The following is a 16,022-nucleotide window of genomic DNA, read 5'->3' as shown; positions in this document are numbered from 1 at the left end:
CGCCGCTCACGTGCGGCGGCGGTGGCGCCGTGAGCTTCGCGCATCCCTGGTGGCTGCTCGGGCTGCTCGTCGTGGCCGGCCTCGTCGCGGGCTACGCGCTGCTGCTGCGCCGCCGCCGCCGTGACGTCGTCCGGTTCACCAACCTGGAACTGCTCGACAGCGTCGCGCCGAAGCGTCCGGGCCGGTACCGGCATCTGCCGGCCGCGGCGTTCCTCGCGGCGCTGGCGGTGCTGACCGTCGCGCTCGCCGGGCCGCAGGCGGAGGCCAAGGTGCCGCGCAACCGGGCGACGGTCATGCTGGTCATCGACGTGTCGCTGTCGATGAAGGCCACCGACGTCCAGCCGTCCCGGCTCGCCGCCGCGCAGACCGCGGCCAAGGCGTTCGCCGACCAGCTCACGCCGGGGATCAACCTCGGCCTGGTGTCGTTCGCCGGGACCGCCGCGGTGCTGGTGTCCCCGGCGACGGATCGGGAGGCGGTCAAGCGCGCGGTCGACGGGCTGAAGCTGTCGGAGTCCACGGCGACCGGTGAGGCGATCTTCGCGGCGATGCAATCGGTGGAGTCGTTCTCGCAGTCGATCGCGAGCGCAGGCGGGGCCGGTTCCGAGGGTCCGCCGCCGGCGCGGATCGTGCTGATGAGCGACGGCAAACAGACGGTGCCGGGGCCGGACGGCGAGAACGAGCCGCGCGGTGCGTTCACCGCCGCGAAGAAGGCGGCGGAGGCCGAGATCCCGGTCTCGACGATCTCCTTCGGCACGGCGTACGGGACGATCGACATCGAGGGTGGCCGCACCCGGGTGGCGGTCGATGACGCCTCGATGCGCGAGATCGCCCGGCTGTCCGGCGGCCAGTTCTTCACCGCAGCCTCCGAGAGCGAGCTGCGTCAGGTCTATTCGGAGCTGGGCGAGCAGATCGGCTACGAGGTGCGCCGGGTCGATACGAGCAGGCCCTGGCTCGCCGGCGGGGTCCTGCTGCTGGTCGCCGGTTTCGGCGGCGGCCTGCTGCTGGGCCGCCGCCTCCCTTGACCCCCGCGAGCCTGACCCCCGCGACTCGCGGGGGAGGGGAGGCCGTGCACTAGGTTGATCGCCGTGGGACGCAGCGTGTTGGTGACCGGAGGAAACCGTGGGATCGGGCTCGCGATCGCCCAGGCGTTCGCAGCCCAGGGCGACCAGGTCGCGGTGACCTACCGCGTCGGCGCCGACGGGCTGCCGGGCGAGCTGCTCCCGGTGCAGTGCGACGTCACCGACACCGAGGCCATCGACCGGGCGTTCACCGAGGTCGAGGAGAAGCACGGCCCGGTGCAGGTGCTCGTCTCCAACGCCGGCATGAACGACGACACGCTGCTCATGCGGATGAGCGAGGACCAGTTCACCCGGGTCGTCGACGCCAACCTGACCGCGGCCTACCGCGTCGCCAAACGCGCTTCGCGTGGCATGCTCAAGGCCCGCGGCGGCCGGATGATCTTCATCTCCTCGGTCGTGGGACTCTCCGGCTCGGCCGGGCAGGTCAACTACGCCGCCGCCAAAGCCGGGCTGGTCGGGCTGGCCCGTTCCGTCGCCCGCGAGCTGGGTTCGCGCGGGATCACCGCCAACGTCGTCGCCCCCGGTTTCGTCGACACCGACATGACCCGCGCGCTGCCCGACGCCCGGCGCGCCGAGATCCTCGGCCAGATCCCGCTCGGGCGGTACGCGAGCCCCGAGGAGATCGCCGCGGCGGTTACCTGGCTGGGCTCGGACACCGCCGGCTACGTCACCGGTGCGGTCATCCCGGTCGACGGCGGCCTCGGCATGGGCCACTGAATCGGCCCCGGAATCGGCCCCGGAATCGGCCCCGGAATCGGCCCCGGAATCGGCCCCGGAATCGGCCCCGACCCGACGCGACTCACCGAAAGGCATCTCATGGGACTGCTCGCCGGCAAGCGGCTGCTCATCACCGGCGTGATCACCGACGCCTCGCTGGCGTTCCATGCCGCGAAGCTCGCCCAGGAGCAGGGGGCCGAGGTCGTCCTCACCGGTTACGGCCGGATGCGGCTGGTGGAGCGGATCGCGCAGCGGCTCCCGAAGCCCGCCCCGGTCGTCGAACTCGACGTCGCCGACCAGGACCAGCTCGACAGCCTCGTCGAGCGCGTCTCGCCGCATCTGGGCGACGATCCGGCGCTCGACGGCGTGCTGCACTCGATCGGCTTCGCGCCCGCATCCTGCCTGGGTGACGGCGCGTTCCTGAACGCACCCTGGGCGGACGTCGCGACGACGATCCAGGTGAGCGCGTACTCGTTCAAGTCGCTGTCGACGGCCCTGCTGCCGCTGCTCGGCGAGGGTGCCTCGATCGTGGGGATGGATTTCGACAACCGGCAGGCCTGGCCGGCCTACGACTGGATGGGCGTCGCGAAGTCGACGCTGGAGTCGGTGACCCGCTACCTGGCCCGCGATCTGGGGCGCAACGGCATCCGGGTCAACCTGGTCGCGGCCGGACCGGTGCGGACGATGGCGGCGAAGTCGATCCCCGGCTTCGCGGCCTTCGAGGACGCCTGGGATGCCCGGGCACCGCTGGGCTGGGACGTCAACGACCCGGTTCCGGTCGCGAAGACCGTGTGCGCGCTGCTGTCGGACTGGCTGCCGGTGACCACCGGCTCGATGGTGTGGGCCGACGGAGGGTTCCACGCGGTCGGGGTGTGAGCCGGTGAGCACGGTCGACGCGCTGCTGGTGCTGTCGTTCGGCGGTCCCGAACACCCGGACGACGTGCGTCCCTTCCTGGAGAACGTCGTGCGGGGCCGCGACGTCCCGCCCGAGCGGCTGGACGCCGTCGAGGAGCACTACCGCCGCGTCGGCGGCGTCTCGCCGCTCAACGCACGCAACCGCGAGCTGATCGCGGCCATTCGGGAGCGCACCGACCTGCCGGTCTACTTCGGCAACCGCAACTGGCATCCGATGGTCTCCGACACCGTCGCGGCGATGGCCCGCAACGGGGTGCGCCGCGCCCTGGTCCTGGCCACCAGCGCCTACGGCGGCTATTCGGCGTGCCGGCAGTACGACGAGGACATCGCGCACGCCCGCGCGGCCGCCGGGCCCGCCGCCCCCGAGCTGGTGAAGCTGCGGCACTTCTTCGACCATCCGCTGTTCGTGGCGGCCAACGCCGACGCGGTACGCGCGGCACGAGCGCGGTTGCCGGCCGCGGTCCGCGACGCCGCACGGCTGGTCTTCACCGCGCATTCGATCCCGACGGCCGCGGACGCCGCCGCGGGTCCGCCCGCCGAGGGGGGCCATCGCTACTCCCGCCAGGTGGCCGAGGCGGCCCGGCTCGTCGCCGCGGAGGTCGGGGCGGCCGGGCACGACCTGGTGTGGCAGTCGCGTTCCGGGCCGCCGCAGGTGCCGTGGCTGGAGCCGGACGTCCTCGACCACATCGAGGTGTTGCACGCGCGCGGCGCGCCGGCCGTGGTGATCGCGCCGGTGGGATTCGTCTCCGATCACGTCGAGGTCGTGTGGGACCTGGACACCGAGGCTGCCGGGCGGGCCGCCGAGCTGGGGATGGGTTTCGCCCGCGCGGCCACGGCCGGGCCCGATCCGCGGTTCGCCGACATGGTCGTCGAGCTGATCGCCGAGCACACCGAGGGCGCCGCGCCGCGCGGGCTGGGCCGGGTCCCGCGCGCGGGATGCACGGTCAACGGCGCGCCGTGCGCGGTCGAGTGCTGCCTGCCCGCGCGGCATCCGGTCCGCCCCGAATAACCCCGATCGCGTACCGCCGGACCCCGTGCGGCGGTACGCGGGCTACGTGGCGTCGGGTCGTTCACCCCGCTGCTCGGTCAGCGTGCCCATAAGGTCGACGATCCGCTGCTGCGTCGACGATCCGCTGCTGCCCGGCGCCGAGGGCGTCCAGCAGTCCGCGCAGCTCGGCCAGCTCGGAGCGTTGGTCGGCCGGATCGGCACGCATGGCGCTGAGGCTGGACGTGGTGGCGCGACGGAAATCCCGGATCTACCCGCGGAGCTCGTTCACGTCGCGGTCGTCCGGCTGAGCCATAGCTGGCAGCCTACCGGCGCGACGTCGGTCGGAGGCCGAGTTCGCTCAGCTCGGGCCGGACGACCCGACGGCGGCGATCGCCGCGGCGACCAGGTCGGCGGCGGTGGTGTCGCGGGTGCGGCGGCCGCGATCGTAGTGCTGCGTAGTCGCGATCGTCGCGTGCCCGACGTCGGCCTGGACGTGCTGGATCGGCGCGTCCCGCTCCAGCGCGATCGTCACATAGGCGTGCCGCAGGGCGTGCGGGTGCACCCGGTCGGCCACGTCGGCCAGCTCCGGACCCGCGCCCGCCGCGATCCGGCGCAGCAGCCGGTAGAGATCCACCCGGGAGCAGCGACCGCCGTCGCGGGTGGCGATGAGCGGTGAGCCGCCCGCGGCGGTGCGGCCCCGCCGGGCGGGCACCGCGCCGCCGGAGAGCCGGTCGCGCTCGGCGAGATAGGCGTCGAGCGCGGTGCGCACCAGGTCGGTCAGGTACACCTCGCGGCGCAGCCCGCCCTTGCCCAGCACCCGCACCACCTCCTCGCCGCCGGTGCGGTAGATGTCGCCGCGGTCGAGCCCGGTGAGTTCGGAGATCCGCAGGCCCAGGGTCAGCAGCGCCACCACGGCGACGCCGCGCAGCGGATACAGCCGCCGCAGCCGGGGATCGGCGGTGTAGTGCAACGTCGCCGCACCGGTGAGCAGGGCGCGCAGCTGGGCGGCGGTGAGCCGGACGGTCGGTGAGGGCTCGCGCGCGCTGCTCGCCAGCCCGAGCCGCGAACGGTTCAGCGCGGCCGGGTTGGCCGGGACGACGCCGGTTTCGGCGAGATGGCCGTAGAGCGCCGAGAGGGTCGAGAGCATCCGCTGGCGGGTCCGCCGCTGCGCCCCGGCGGACGACAGCGCGTGCAGCCACGCCTTGACCTGGGCCGACGTCGCCGCCCGCGGGTCCAGCGACTGCCGGGCGCACCAGCGGAACCAGGCCAGCTGGTGCAGCGGCCCGGGCGGTGCCGGGGGAGGGCAGCGCGTCGAACCGGCCTGCGGCGGGGCCGCGGGGGTGCCGCCGATGGCGTCCACCCAGGCGATGGGCAGGCCCAGGGCGTAGGCGTAGGTCCGCCGGGTGCCGGCGTTGTCGTACTGGCTGAGCCAGTCGAGCAGCTGCGCACGCAACGTGTCGGGGTCGGTGACCCCGGGCCAGCCCGCCTCGGGCAGCACGGGCTTCCCGACGGTGTCCTCGCGGACGGCTTCCAGCAGCACCAGGGCGTCTGCGCTCACGGCTCGATCTTCCTCTGTCGCGTTATGGCTCCACAACGCGCGTGGCGACCATCCGCCCACGACGTCATGGCTCCACAACGCGGTGGCGGTGGTGCCGCTCGGGGATGGCACGGTCGCCTCGCTCTTCAATGTCATCCATTCATTGACGCACCGGTGGATCTTGAGAATGTGGCTGGGCCGTCGAACCTCAGGTCAGGGGAGCACCCGCCGAGGCGCCGTCATCCTGGCAACGCCTCGGCCGGCATCGCTGGCTGCAGCCGGCTCCGCCTTGACGAAGACCATCGGGCCCTCACGATCCGGACGTCGCCACGTCCAGGGGGTGGCGATCAGCACGTGCATGGTCATGGTCCTGCGCGGCCGCCGGGATCCGGGCAGCTTCAACGTCGTTCATTCATTGACGTAACAACTAAAAACGATCAACCTCAGCCGGTGAGACACCCAATCCACACGCCACAACCGCCATCAACCGCCTCGACCAGAAGAGGGTCCCCCTAGTGCTCGGGAAAATTCGGGCGGATATGGCTGGGTAGGCTCCTGTTGACCCCGGCGGACGTTGCGTTCGTTGACCCCGGCCGGGGTCGGGGGCCGGCAGACCGGTTGGGGCTCGCCGTAGCCCTCTGCACGTTGCCGTGGTTGGGGTTCGTGCCCGACGACGTGGCGTCGGCGCCGCGCGCGGCGGTGGTGCGGCTGGCCGAGCGCCTCCAGGTCGACCCGGATGCGCTTCGCTCCTACGGGCGGCGGGCGAAGACCCGCACCGAGCATCTTCGGCTGGCGGCGCAGTATCTGGGGTGGCGGGCCGCGACGCCGCTGGAGTTGAAGGAGCTCGACGAGTTCCTGCTCGCGCGGGCGATGGAGCACGACTCACCGACGCTGCTGTTCCGGCTGGCGTGTGAGTACCTGATCTCGGCACGGGTGATTCGGCCGGGCCCGGTGACGGTGGTCAAGCGGGTCGCCCATGCCTGCGAGGTGGCGCGGCAGGAGACGTTTGACCGGTTGGCGCACGAGTTCACCGACGAGCGCCGCGCCGCCCTGGACGGCCTGCTGGTGGTGGACGCCGGGATCGGGATGACCCGGCTGCGGTGGCTGGGCAAGGGGCCGGTGGAAGCCTCGCCCGCGGCGGTGAAGGCCGAGATCGCGAAGCTGGAGTTCCTGCGCGGGATGGACGCGCACACCCTGGACCTGTCGGTGCTGCCGGCGGAGCGGCGCCGGTTCCTGGCCACAGTCGGCCACCGCCTGACGGCGCAGGCACTACAGCGGCGGGAGCCGCAACGCCGGTACCCGATCCTGCTGACCCTGCTGGCGCAGTCGGCGACCGAGGTGCTGGACGAGGTCGTGGGGCTGTTCGACCAGGCCGTGTCCGCGCGGGAGAGCAAGGCCGCGTACAAGATGCGCGACTACCTGGCCGAGCGCGCCAAGTCCGGGGAAGACCGCCAGGCGTTGCTGGACGCGATCCTGGCCATCGTCCGAGGAGCGGGCGAGCAGGTCGCCGGGGCGGCCTGTTCTTCCGGGTGCACCGTAGTTCTCGACCGGTCGGCTGCGCTGGTGGCACGCTCAATGGCATGCCGGAGCTGTTGTGCCCGGTGCTAGTGGGTCGCGACCGGGAGTTGGGAGAGCTGCGATCCGCGCTCGATCGCGTGGCCAGAGGTCACGGCGCGACGCTGGTGATCGTTGGCGAGGCCGGCGTCGGCAAGTCACGCCTGGTTCGGGAGGCTGCCGCCGATGCCGTCAGCCGGCGAGTATCGGTGCTCACCGGTCGGGCCGTTGAGCGCGACAACCCGCGTGCTTTTCGACCTCTTGCGGAGGCGCTGTTCTCCCACCTCCGTCGGTCGGGACCGCCGCAGGTCCCCGAGTTGGCCCCGTTTCGCCCGATCCTGGGTCGACTGATTCCGGAGTGGCGCCTTGCCGGTGAGCCGCCCGGGGAGGCATCGCTTGTGGTGTTGGGCGAGGCCGTGCTCAGGGTGCTCGCCGCGGTAACCGAAAGCGCTGGCAGTGTGCTCGTGCTGGAAGATCTGCACTGGGCGGACACCGAAACGCTCGAGGTCATGGAGTATCTGGCCGACAACGTAGCCGACCAGCCAATCCTGTGCCTGATCTCGCTTCGCGACGAGGAACCCAGTCTCGCCTTGTCACGTGTCCACAGCTTGGCAGCTCGGCGCTCGGCTTCCGTTCTGCGGCTTCAAAGGCTGACCGCCGAGGAGGTCACCGCGGTCGCCGCGGGATGTCTGCGAAGCGTGGCCGTTCCCGCCGCGCTGGCCGAGGTGCTGGCGATCAGGGCTGATGGTCTGCCGTTTCTGGTCGAGGAGCTGATCGCGGCGATGGTCCAGGCTGGCGAGCTGCGACAGACGGCCGAGGGCTGGATACTGGATCGTTTCCGTGGTGCTGCCATTCCCGTCACGTTCGCCGAGACCGTTCGCCGACGCCTCGAGGCGACACCGGGGACGCGGGAACTTTTGGGGGCGGCGGCGCTGCTCGGCCGGAGTTTCGACTGGCGCCTGCTGCCCGACATGATCAAAGGCCAGGACGAAGCGAGCGTGGCTAAGCACCTTCGCTGGGCTGCCGACGTCCAGCTGCTGTCCGTCGAAGCCACTGGTACAGGTCCCCGCTTCCGTTTCCGGCATGCCCTGACCCGCGAGGCGATTTTGGCCGAACTCTTCCCGCCGGAGCAGGTCATCCTCGCTTCGAGCGGTCTGCGCGCTGTCGAGCAGGCACATCCTGGGTTGCCCGGGGGGTGGTGTGAGCTGGCCGCCGAGCTCGCCGAAGCGGCGGACCAGCCGGCCCGGGCAGCCGAACTACACCTCGAGTCGGCACGACGCGCTTTCGCTCGGGGCGCTCTGGCCAGCGCCGAGGCCACGCTCGAGCGGGCCAGAGGCCTGGTCGGTGACGATGCTCAACGTGCCGCCGAGATCGATGAGGTGCTGTGCGAGGTATTCGTCGCGACCGGTAGCGCGCAACGGGTGAGCGAGGTGGGCCAGCGGTTGCTGTCCAGTCTCGGTGCCGTGGCCGCGCCACCGGCACGCCGGGCGCGGGCGCATCTGCTGCTGGCTCGGGCCGCGATCGTCTCGGCCGATTGGCCTCGGGCCCGCGACCAGCTCCACCTCGCCGAGGAGCTGTCCGAATCTGGTGGCGTTGCCGGCGTTTCCGAGGTGCTGGCCGCCCGGGTGGCCCTCGGGGAAGGCCAGCTTGACGACGCCGCCACGCTGGCCCGCACGGCACTGGCCACCGCACAGACGGACGGACGTTACGAGCTGGCCTGTGAGGCACTGGAGGTACTCGGGCAACGCGAACGCCAGCACGACCTCGCCGCCGCCGAAGATGCCTTCAGCGCCGCTCTGGTTCTGGCCGACCAGCACGGTCTTCCCCTGTGGCGCATCCGGGCCCTCCACGAGCTGGGCACGATCGATCTCATCGGCGGCGGTCCGCTCGACCGGCTCGCCCAGGCCCGCCAAGCCGCGCTAGATGCCGGCGCGTTGGCGACCGCCGCCACCGTCAGCCTGCAGATGGCCGCCTGGTCCACCAACCATGCCGAACCCGAGGGCGTGATCAAAGCGGCTCGTTCGTGCGCCACCGAGGCGGGCCGGCTGCGGCTTCCTCTCGTCGCCGGGGTGGGGTACGTCCTGCAAGCGGTCGGTCACGCTCTTTTGGATCAGCGCGCGGAGATGGAAGCGGCCATCGATAAGGCCGTCACCGTCTCCGGCGGCCATCGCGAGGTCCGTGGGGACGCCGCCCTCATGGCCCGGGCGCTGCTGTGGCTGGTCCGGGAGGACCGTCGGCGGGCACTGGCCGAGCTCGACGCGGGTATGGAGCTGTTGCGAGACACGCCGGTCACGACACCCAACCGGGGTCTGTGGGCGCTCCTGCATACCCTCGACCGCGACGATGGGGCAGACGCGGTGGCCGAGGTGGAGGCCTCGGGCCTGATCGTGTACTGGCTGATCCGGGGATGGGTGGGCCACGCACGCGCGGTCGAGCTGGGCCGACGGGGCCACATTGCAGAGGCGGAGGAGGTCTTCGCCAGAGCCGACGCCGACCTGGCCCCCTGTGACTGGTATCGCCACCACGCCCGCCGGTTGGTGGCTGAGGCGGCGATACGCGACCGGTGGGGAAACCCGAAGCGTTGGTTGGCCGAAGCGCTCGCCTTCTTCGATGCGACCGGGCCGCCCGCGGTGGCCTCCGCCTGCCGCTCCCTTCTCCGGCAGGCCGGCGCCCCGGTGCCCCGCCGTCGCCGGCCGGCACCAGACCTGCCCGACGCCTTGGCCGCCGCCGGGGTGACCCCCAGGGAGGCCGAAGTGTTGACATTGCTGGCCGAAGGACTCTCCACCAGGGACATCGCTGCCCGCCTGTACCTGTCTCCCAAGACCGTGGAGCGTCACATCGCCAACCTGGCCACCAAGCTGGGCGTCGAAAGCCGGTCGGAGCTCGTTTCCCTCGCCGCACGCCATCTTCTAGGGGTGAGATGACCTAAAGATGGGGGTCGGCCTGATGCCCGAGGGCACCGCCGTCTCGATCATGTATGCATCCCGTCGACAAGGGAGCACCTCATCTCTCGGTAGGTCATTGACGCGCACGAAAGAAGGCGAAGGGGAATGGACCCCATCTACCGCGTCGGCAACGATGTCCACGTCCTGCCTAGCAGCTTGCCCATTCCGGGCATCGGCACATTGGTCGTGAACGCGTACGTCATTCTGGCCAGGGAGCCGGTCCTGGTGGACACAGGGCTCGCCATGGACGGCGAGGAGTTCGAGCACGCGCTGCGCTCGATCGTGGACCCGGCAGACATCCGCTGGATCTGGCTGACCCATGACGACGCAGACCACACCGGCAACCTCGAGCGGGTCATGTCGCTGGCTCCGGCGGCCCGCCTGCTGACGCATGGCCTCGGCGCGTTGCGCATGTCCACCTGGTGGCCCGTTCCCCTCGATCGGGTGAGCGCTCTGCAGCCCGGGGGCCGGCTCGACGTGGGGGACCGCTACCTCCGCGGTGTGCGGCCACCGCTGTTCGACAATCCGATGACGACCGGCCTGCTCGACGAGCGGACCGGCGCGATGTACACGGTCGACACGTTCGGTGCGATCCTGCCGAGCGTCCCGGAGAGCTGCGACGACGTTTCCGAAGCGGACCTCGTCGACGGAATCGCCGGCTGGGCGGCGTTCGACTCCCCGTGGACGCAGCTCGTCGACCACGACCGCTTCCGGGCGGCGGCCAATGAGGTCGCACGGCTGCAACCTACGACCATCTTCAGTTCCCACCTGCCCAGCGCGTCCGGCCGTATGGCCAGGCAGTTCGTCGAGGTCATCGCGTCCGTTCCCGCCCGCCCACCGTTCGTCCCGCCGGACCACGCTGCCTTCGCGTCGATCTTCGCCGCGCTCGGTGCAGCTGCCCCAACTCCACCCGCCTGATCGACCGTGAGGAGGACGACATGACCCCCACCGAAACGGCGCCGGCCGCCAAGGCCACGGTGCGTCCGACGCTCACCGGGATCCATCACATCGGCATCACGGTCACCGACGTCGAGGCGAGCGCTGCCTGGTACGAGCGGGTGCTCGGGCTCGGCCGCCTCTTTCAGGTACGCCACTACCGCAGCGAGGCGAACGGTTACACGATCGTGCTCGGTCCGCCCGACGGGTCGTTCAGCCTGGGAATCGATCACCACCCGGCGAACACGGGGGACGGCTTCGACCCGACGCGGACCGGCCTGGACCACCTGTCCTTCCAGGTCGAGTCGGTCGACGCACTGCACGCTTGGGTGACGCACCTGGAGAGCCAGGGCGTACCAAACTCCGGCGTGTACCCCATGCCGGGCTTCCCGCTCTCGCTGGTGACGTTCTGCGACCCAGACGGCGTGCAGCTTGAGTTCATCGCCTTCCACGGCTGAGGCACACCGCGTTGCCACGACACCTCGGCTGAAAAGCCCGGCGCCGACATCGGCGACCGGGCTTATAACTCGCGAGGCGATACCGGGATCGACCAGACCGCCTCGGTGTGAACGCGGATCGGGGAGCGGAGCGGCTGCCTCGGCGGGCAGTTCCGCCGGGGTTGAGCAGGTGAGCTGCGCGGAAGCTGCGGTCATGGATCGACGCCATCCGCTGGTCGTGCACGGCCATCCGAGCAGGGTCGTTGCCCAGCGACCGCTGCAGCGTTGCTTCGTAGCCCGGTGGCCGCTCGCGCGCGCTGCGTCGATAGACCTCGGCCCGGAGCCGTCGTGCGGCTTCCTGTTCGCCCAGCTCGTGGAAGAAGCCGAAGGCGCGGCGCGCGTGTGCCTCCTCGCCATCCCACACGGTCGGGTCAGCACCGGGGAACCCAGCGTCCTGGTAGAGGGCCATGACCGCGAACAGCAGCAGTTCTTCGGGACTTGCCGTGGGTTCGGTCGCTCGCGGAGCGATGTTGGCAGACATGTAGAGCGCGCCATACTCATACCGCTCCCCGGCCTCCGGATCGGACCGGGCGTGCTCCAGCAGGCCCACCGCCTCGCCGTCGCCGGCCTGGAGGCAGGACAACCAGCCCGCGACGAAGACGCGCAGGTCAATACCAGCAATGACGTAGGGATCAGCGGAACTCGCCACGTGCTCGATGGTGTCCGGCACAAGCCGCCGGCCGATCATCGGGGGTCCGGCTGCCGCCGGGCGACGGCCGGATGATCAGCCGGCCGCTGGCTCCATGTCTGGGCCCACTGGTCCACGGCGAGGCGTTCGATCGCGGCCTGGTTATCAGCGTCGGCGTCAGGGGGCAGGCTGTAGCGCTGGGCGGTCTCGATGGAGTGTCCGAGGATCTCGGCGACGGTGACGATGTCCTCACTGTTGCGGATCAGGTTCGTGCCGGCGGTGTCAGGTTTCCCCAGCTCAGAAGCCTACTCGGCCATATCCGCCCGAATTTTCCCGAGTACTACGGCGACCCCAGAAGGTCGGAACCGCGGGGGCCCGGATAGTCAGGTGCGGAACCGGTAACCCATGCCGGCTTCGGTGATCAGGTGTCGGGGCTGGGCGGGATCGGGTTCGAGCTTGCGGCGGAGCTGCCCGAGGTAGACGCGCAGGTAGCTGGTTTCCTTGCGGTCGCCGGGTCCCCACACCGTCTCGAGGAGCCGTCGGCGAGTGACCAACCGGCCGCGGTGGCGGACGAGGAGTTCGAGAATGTTCCACTCGGTGGGCGTGAGGTGGACCTCGACCCCGGCGCGTTCGACGATCCGTGCGCCGAGGTCGATGGTGAGTTCGCCGGCCTCGACGCGCGGTTCGGTGCCACCGATGGTGGTGGCGCGGCGGACCGAGGCGCGGAGCCGAGCGAGCAGCTCGTCCACGCCGAAGGGCTTGGTGACGTAGTCGTCGGCGCCCTGATCGAGCGCGTGGACCTTGTCGTTGGAGTCGGTGCGCGCGGAGAGCACGATGATCGGCACGGTGGTCCAGCCGCGTAGCCCGGCGATGACCTGGGTGCCGTCGATGTCGGGCAGGCCTAGGTCGAGCACGACGACGTCGGGGTGTACGTCGGCGGCGGCGCGCAGCGCGGTGGCGCCGCCGACGGCCGTGAACACACGGTAGCCGCGCGCGGTGAGGTTGATCCGCAGCGCCCGCAGGATCTGGACGTCGTCGTCGACGACGAGCACCGTGACCGGCGCTGCCGCCGCGGTCACGGCGCGCTCGCCGGGTCGAGCAGCGTGGCAGGGACGGTCGCGGGCAGGCTGATCACGATCGTGAGCCCGCCGCCGGGGGTGTCTTCGGCGGTGAGGGTTCCGGCCATGGCCTCGGTGAACCCGCGCGCCACGCTGAGGCCGAGACCGAGTCCGCCGCGGTCGCGGTCGCCGAGGCGTTGGAAGGGGGCGAAGAGCTGGTCGGCGTCGCCCGCGGGGATTCCCGGACCGGAGTCGACCACGCGGAGCTCGACCCGGTCGGCCAGGGCGCTGGCCCGCAGCGCGACCGGCGCGCCCGCGCCGTGGCGGATCGCGTTGTCCACGACGCTGGCGACGACCCGTTCCAACAGTCCGGGGTCGGCGAGGACCTCGGGCAGGCGTTCGTCGATGTCCACGCTGACGCGGCGCGCGTCCTCCACACCGGCGAGCGCCTGGGCGGCGATCTCGTCGTAACCCACGGGTCGCAGGTCGGGGACGACGGCCCCGGTGGCCAGGCGGGAGGAGTCGAGGAGGTTGGCGACGAGCCGGGTGAGCCGGTCGGCGGACTCCTCGACGGTGGCGGCGAGCTCGGCGCGGTCGTGTTCGGAGAGCCGCAGCTTCGGGTCGCGGAGGCTGCCGGCCGCGGCCTTGATCGAGGTGAGCGGGGTGCGCAGGTCGTGCCCGACCGCGGCGAGCAGCGCGCTGCGCAGCTCGGTGGCCTCGGCGCGGTGCCGGGCCTCGGTGGCCTCGGCGGCGACCTGCTGGTGACGCAGCGCCAGCAGCGCCTGCCCGGCCACCGCCTCGAGCAGCCGGCGGTCCGCGGCGGGCAGCGACCGACCCCGTCCGACCAGGTGGATGTCCGGGTCGACCGCGACGTCGACGTCGGCCTGCTCGGGACGCTGGCAGTCCGGCGGGCCGGCGCAGGCGGAGGCGGCCCACCGCCCGTCGTGGCGTTGCAGCACGGCGACGGTGGTCAGCCCGAAGGCCTCGCGCACCTTCTCCAGCAGCCGCGGCAGCGGGTCGGGGCGGGTGAGCACGGTGCGGGAGAACGAGGCGAGCAGCGCCGCCTCGGCGCGGGCGGCCGCGGCCTGCTGTGCCCGGCGCGCGGCCCGGTCGACCACCAGGGCGACCAGGATCGCCACCAGCACCATCGCCACCAGCGTGATCACGTTCTCGCGTTCGGCGATGGTGAGCGTGTGCAGCGGCGGGGTGAGGAAGAAGTTGAGCAGCAGGCCACCGGCCAGCGCGGCGAGCAGCGCCGGCCCGAGCCCGCCGACCAGCGCCACGACCACCGTGGCCAGGAAGAACAGCACGACGTCGGTGGACAGGCCGTACACACCGGTGCCGAGCACGCCCAGCCCGGTCGCGGTCACCGGCAGGGCCAGGCCGAGCGCCCAGCCCGCGGCCCGCCGCCGGGCTGGGACCGCGCTGAACCGGCGCGGCAGCCGCAGCCCGCGGCCCGCCTCCGGGTGGGTGACCATGTGCACGTCGATGGGCCCGGAGTCCTGCGCGACCCGCGCGCCGATGCTCTCGACGAGGGCGCGGGCGGGCCGGGAGCGGCGCGAGGTCCCCAGCACCAGCTGGGTGGCGTTGACCCCGCGCGCGAAGTCGAGCAGCGCGGCCGGCACGTCGTCGCCGAGCACGGTGTGGAACGAGGCGCCCAGGTCGTCGGCGAGCCGGCGCAGCCCGGCCAGCGCCCCGGCGGTGGCACCGGCGAGGCCGTCGCCGCGCAGCACGTGTACGGCGAGCAGCTCGGCCGAGCCGGAGCGTTCGGCGATCCGTGCCGCGCGGCGCAGCACCGTTTCGCTCTCCGGGCCACCGGTCACCGCCACGACCACGCGTTCCCGGGTCTCCCACACGTCGGTGGTCCGCTGTTCGGTGCGGTAGCGCTGCAGGGCGACATCGACCTGGTCGGCCACCCACAGCAGCGCCATCTCGCGCAGCGCGGTGAGGTTGCGCGGCTGGAAGTAGTTGGCCAGGGCGGCGTCGACCTTCTCCGGGGCATAGATGTTGCCGTGGGCCATTCGCCTGCGCAGCGCCTCGGGCGTGATGTCGATGAGCTCGACCTGCTGGGCGCGGCGCACCATCTCGTCGGGGACGGTCTCCTGCTGGCGCACCCCGGTGATCCGCTCGATGACGTCGCCCAGGGATTCCAGGTGCTGGATGTTGAGCGTGCTCAGCACGGTGATCCCGGCCTCGAGGATCTGCTCGACGTCCTGCCAGCGCTTCGGGTTGGGCGACCCGGGGGCGTTGGTGTGGGCCAGCTCGTCGACCAGCACCACCTGCGGCGCCCGCGCCAGCACCGCCGCCACGTCCAGCTCGGCGAGCGCGACTCCGCGGTAGGAGACCGGGCGGCGGGGCAGGACCTCCAGGCCTTCGAGCTGCGCTGCGACCTTGGCGCGGCCGTGGGTCTCGACCACCCCGACGACCACGTCGGTGCCCCGCCCCGCTCGGCGGTGGGCCTCGCCGAGCATGGCGTAGGTCTTGCCCACCCCGGGCGCTGCGCCGAGGTAGATCCGCAGCTCACCGCGCCTGGTCATGGCCTCATCATGCTCGCCGCCGCGTGGACGGCCAGGTTGAGCTCGGGGACGTTCACCCCCGGCTCGCCGAGGAAGCCGAGGGGCCGGCCGTCGGTGTGCTGCGCGACGAGCCGCGCCACGTCCGCCTCGGACAGCCCGGTCACCCGGGCCACCCGCGGCACCTGCAGCGCGGCGTAGGCGGGGCTGATGTTCGGGTCCAGTCCCGACGCCGACGCGGTCACCGCATCCGCCGGCACCCGTGCGGCGTCGACGCCCTCGCGGGCGGCGATGAGTGCGCGCCGCTGCTCGACGGCGCCGAGCAGGGTCTCGGAGAAGCCGCCCTTGTTGGAGCCGCCGGAGACCGACGGGTCGGCTGGCCCGATCCCGAGCGGGTCCTCGGCGGTCGCGGACGGGCGGGTGTGGAAGAACGGGTCCGCCGCCGGGTCGGCCGGTACCGGATCGATGCCGATCAGCGACGAGCCGGCCGGCCGCCCGTCCACGGTGAGCACCGATCCCTCGGCGCGGTGGTGGAGCCCGGGTATCCGGGAGACCCCCCAGACCGCGAGCGGGTAGGCGACGCCGAGCACGAGGGTGAGCAGGATCAGCACCCGCACCGCCGCGGCGGCCTGGCGGGTCAGCAGCGAGAGCATGG

Annotated in this window: 14 protein-coding genes; 8 read left to right on the top strand and 6 right to left on the bottom strand. The window is 72.0% G+C overall.

The genetic code is table 11. The features are described 5' to 3' along the window. Nucleotides 1–29: 29 nt before the first annotated feature. The 4 genes from G567_RS0110570 to G567_RS0110555 all read left to right on the top strand — a co-directional run bounded on the left by G567_RS0110570 (nucleotide 30) and on the right by G567_RS0110555 (nucleotide 3,720). Nucleotides 30–1,022 (top strand): VWA domain-containing protein, encoded by a 993-nt coding sequence (locus G567_RS0110570; RefSeq protein ID WP_028929964.1) that lies wholly within the window; start codon nucleotides 30–32, stop codon nucleotides 1,020–1,022. 63 nt (nucleotides 1,023–1,085) lie between these two features. Then, nucleotides 1,086–1,796, top strand: coding sequence for a beta-ketoacyl-ACP reductase (gene fabG / locus G567_RS0110565; RefSeq protein ID WP_028929963.1), 711 nt, complete (start codon nucleotides 1,086–1,088; stop codon nucleotides 1,794–1,796). A 99-nt stretch (nucleotides 1,797–1,895) separates the two neighbouring features. Further along, nucleotides 1,896–2,672, top strand: a complete 777-nt coding sequence (gene fabI, locus G567_RS0110560; RefSeq protein WP_028929962.1) for an enoyl-ACP reductase FabI — start codon at nucleotides 1,896–1,898, stop codon at nucleotides 2,670–2,672. 4 nt (nucleotides 2,673–2,676) lie between these two features. Continuing rightward, the gene (locus tag G567_RS0110555) at nucleotides 2,677–3,720 is read left to right on the top strand and encodes a ferrochelatase (RefSeq protein WP_028929961.1); all 1,044 of its coding nucleotides are present in this window, start codon (nucleotides 2,677–2,679) and stop codon (nucleotides 3,718–3,720) included. A 61-nt stretch (nucleotides 3,721–3,781) separates the two neighbouring features. Here the strand turns inward: G567_RS0110555 and G567_RS34120 are convergent, their stop codons facing one another. Continuing rightward, nucleotides 3,782–3,925, bottom strand: coding sequence for a hypothetical protein (locus tag G567_RS34120; protein ID WP_154667140.1), 144 nt, complete (start codon nucleotides 3,923–3,925; stop codon nucleotides 3,782–3,784). Between the two features lie 132 nt (nucleotides 3,926–4,057). After that, entirely contained in the window at nucleotides 4,058–5,257 is a 1,200-nt protein-coding gene (locus tag G567_RS0110550; RefSeq protein ID WP_051232745.1) for a tyrosine-type recombinase/integrase, read from the bottom strand. Nucleotides 5,258–5,794: 537 nt separating this feature from the next. On the opposite strand from G567_RS0110550, the gene G567_RS28060 reads away from it, so the two are divergent. From G567_RS28060 to G567_RS0110530, 4 genes are all read left to right on the top strand, one after another. Beyond that, nucleotides 5,795–6,844: a DUF4158 domain-containing protein gene (locus G567_RS28060; RefSeq protein WP_261763813.1), complete on the top strand. Its 1,050-nt coding sequence runs from the start codon at nucleotides 5,795–5,797 to the stop codon at nucleotides 6,842–6,844. Beyond that, nucleotides 6,817–9,714 carry a helix-turn-helix transcriptional regulator gene (locus G567_RS0110540; protein WP_028929959.1) on the top strand — a complete coding sequence of 966 codons (2,898 nt, stop codon included), beginning with the start codon at nucleotides 6,817–6,819 and terminating at the stop codon, nucleotides 9,712–9,714. The genes G567_RS28060 and G567_RS0110540 overlap by 28 nt, the downstream gene beginning before the upstream one ends. A 126-nt stretch (nucleotides 9,715–9,840) precedes the next feature. Continuing rightward, a complete protein-coding gene (locus G567_RS0110535) occupies nucleotides 9,841–10,653 on the top strand; it encodes an MBL fold metallo-hydrolase (RefSeq protein ID WP_028929958.1) in 813 nt (270 codons plus the stop codon). Between the two features lie 20 nt (nucleotides 10,654–10,673). After that, nucleotides 10,674–11,129, top strand: a complete 456-nt coding sequence (locus G567_RS0110530) for a VOC family protein (RefSeq protein ID WP_051232743.1) — start codon at nucleotides 10,674–10,676, stop codon at nucleotides 11,127–11,129. Here G567_RS0110530 and G567_RS0110525 read toward each other — a convergent pair. The 4 genes from G567_RS0110525 to G567_RS0110510 form a co-directional block, all read right to left on the bottom strand. Beyond that, a complete protein-coding gene (locus G567_RS0110525) occupies nucleotides 11,110–11,856 on the bottom strand; it encodes a hypothetical protein (RefSeq protein WP_147200903.1) in 747 nt (248 codons plus the stop codon). The two genes, G567_RS0110530 and G567_RS0110525, sit on opposite strands and share 20 nt — an antisense overlap. Nucleotides 11,857–12,179: 323 nt before the next feature. Beyond that, a complete protein-coding gene (locus G567_RS0110520; protein ID WP_028929955.1) occupies nucleotides 12,180–12,875 on the bottom strand; it encodes a response regulator in 696 nt (231 codons plus the stop codon). Continuing rightward, the gene (locus tag G567_RS0110515; RefSeq protein ID WP_028929954.1) at nucleotides 12,872–15,391 is read right to left on the bottom strand and encodes a DUF4118 domain-containing protein; all 2,520 of its coding nucleotides are present in this window, start codon (nucleotides 15,389–15,391) and stop codon (nucleotides 12,872–12,874) included. The genes G567_RS0110520 and G567_RS0110515 overlap by 4 nt, the downstream gene beginning before the upstream one ends. Then, nucleotides 15,388–16,020 (bottom strand): potassium-transporting ATPase subunit C, encoded by a 633-nt coding sequence (locus G567_RS0110510; protein WP_028929953.1) that lies wholly within the window; start codon nucleotides 16,018–16,020, stop codon nucleotides 15,388–15,390. The genes G567_RS0110515 and G567_RS0110510 overlap by 4 nt, the downstream gene beginning before the upstream one ends. Nucleotides 16,021–16,022 lie beyond the last annotated feature (2 nt).

This window comes from Pseudonocardia asaccharolytica DSM 44247 = NBRC 16224, from assembly GCF_000423625.1.
Taxonomy (GTDB): domain Bacteria; phylum Actinomycetota; class Actinomycetes; order Mycobacteriales; family Pseudonocardiaceae; genus Pseudonocardia; species Pseudonocardia asaccharolytica.
This window is presented reverse-complemented; position numbering and strand designations above follow the sequence as displayed.

Coding starts and splice junctions, on each gene's coding strand:
- fabI (WP_028929962.1), top strand. CDS start 1,896: ATGGGACTGCTCGCCGGCAAGCGGCTGCTCATCACCGGCGTGATCACC.
- G567_RS34120 (WP_154667140.1), bottom strand. CDS start 3,925: ATGCGTGCCGATCCGGCCGACCAACGCTCCGAGCTGGCCGAGCTGCGC.
- G567_RS0110540 (WP_028929959.1), top strand. CDS start 6,817: ATGCCGGAGCTGTTGTGCCCGGTGCTAGTGGGTCGCGACCGGGAGTTG.
- G567_RS0110535 (WP_028929958.1), top strand. CDS start 9,841: ATGGACCCCATCTACCGCGTCGGCAACGATGTCCACGTCCTGCCTAGC.
- G567_RS0110530 (WP_051232743.1), top strand. CDS start 10,674: ATGACCCCCACCGAAACGGCGCCGGCCGCCAAGGCCACGGTGCGTCCG.
- G567_RS0110525 (WP_147200903.1), bottom strand. CDS start 11,856: ATGATCGGCCGGCGGCTTGTGCCGGACACCATCGAGCACGTGGCGAGT.
- G567_RS0110515 (WP_028929954.1), bottom strand. CDS start 15,391: ATGACCAGGCGCGGTGAGCTGCGGATCTACCTCGGCGCAGCGCCCGGG.
- G567_RS0110510 (WP_028929953.1), bottom strand. CDS start 16,020: ATGCTCTCGCTGCTGACCCGCCAGGCCGCCGCGGCGGTGCGGGTGCTG.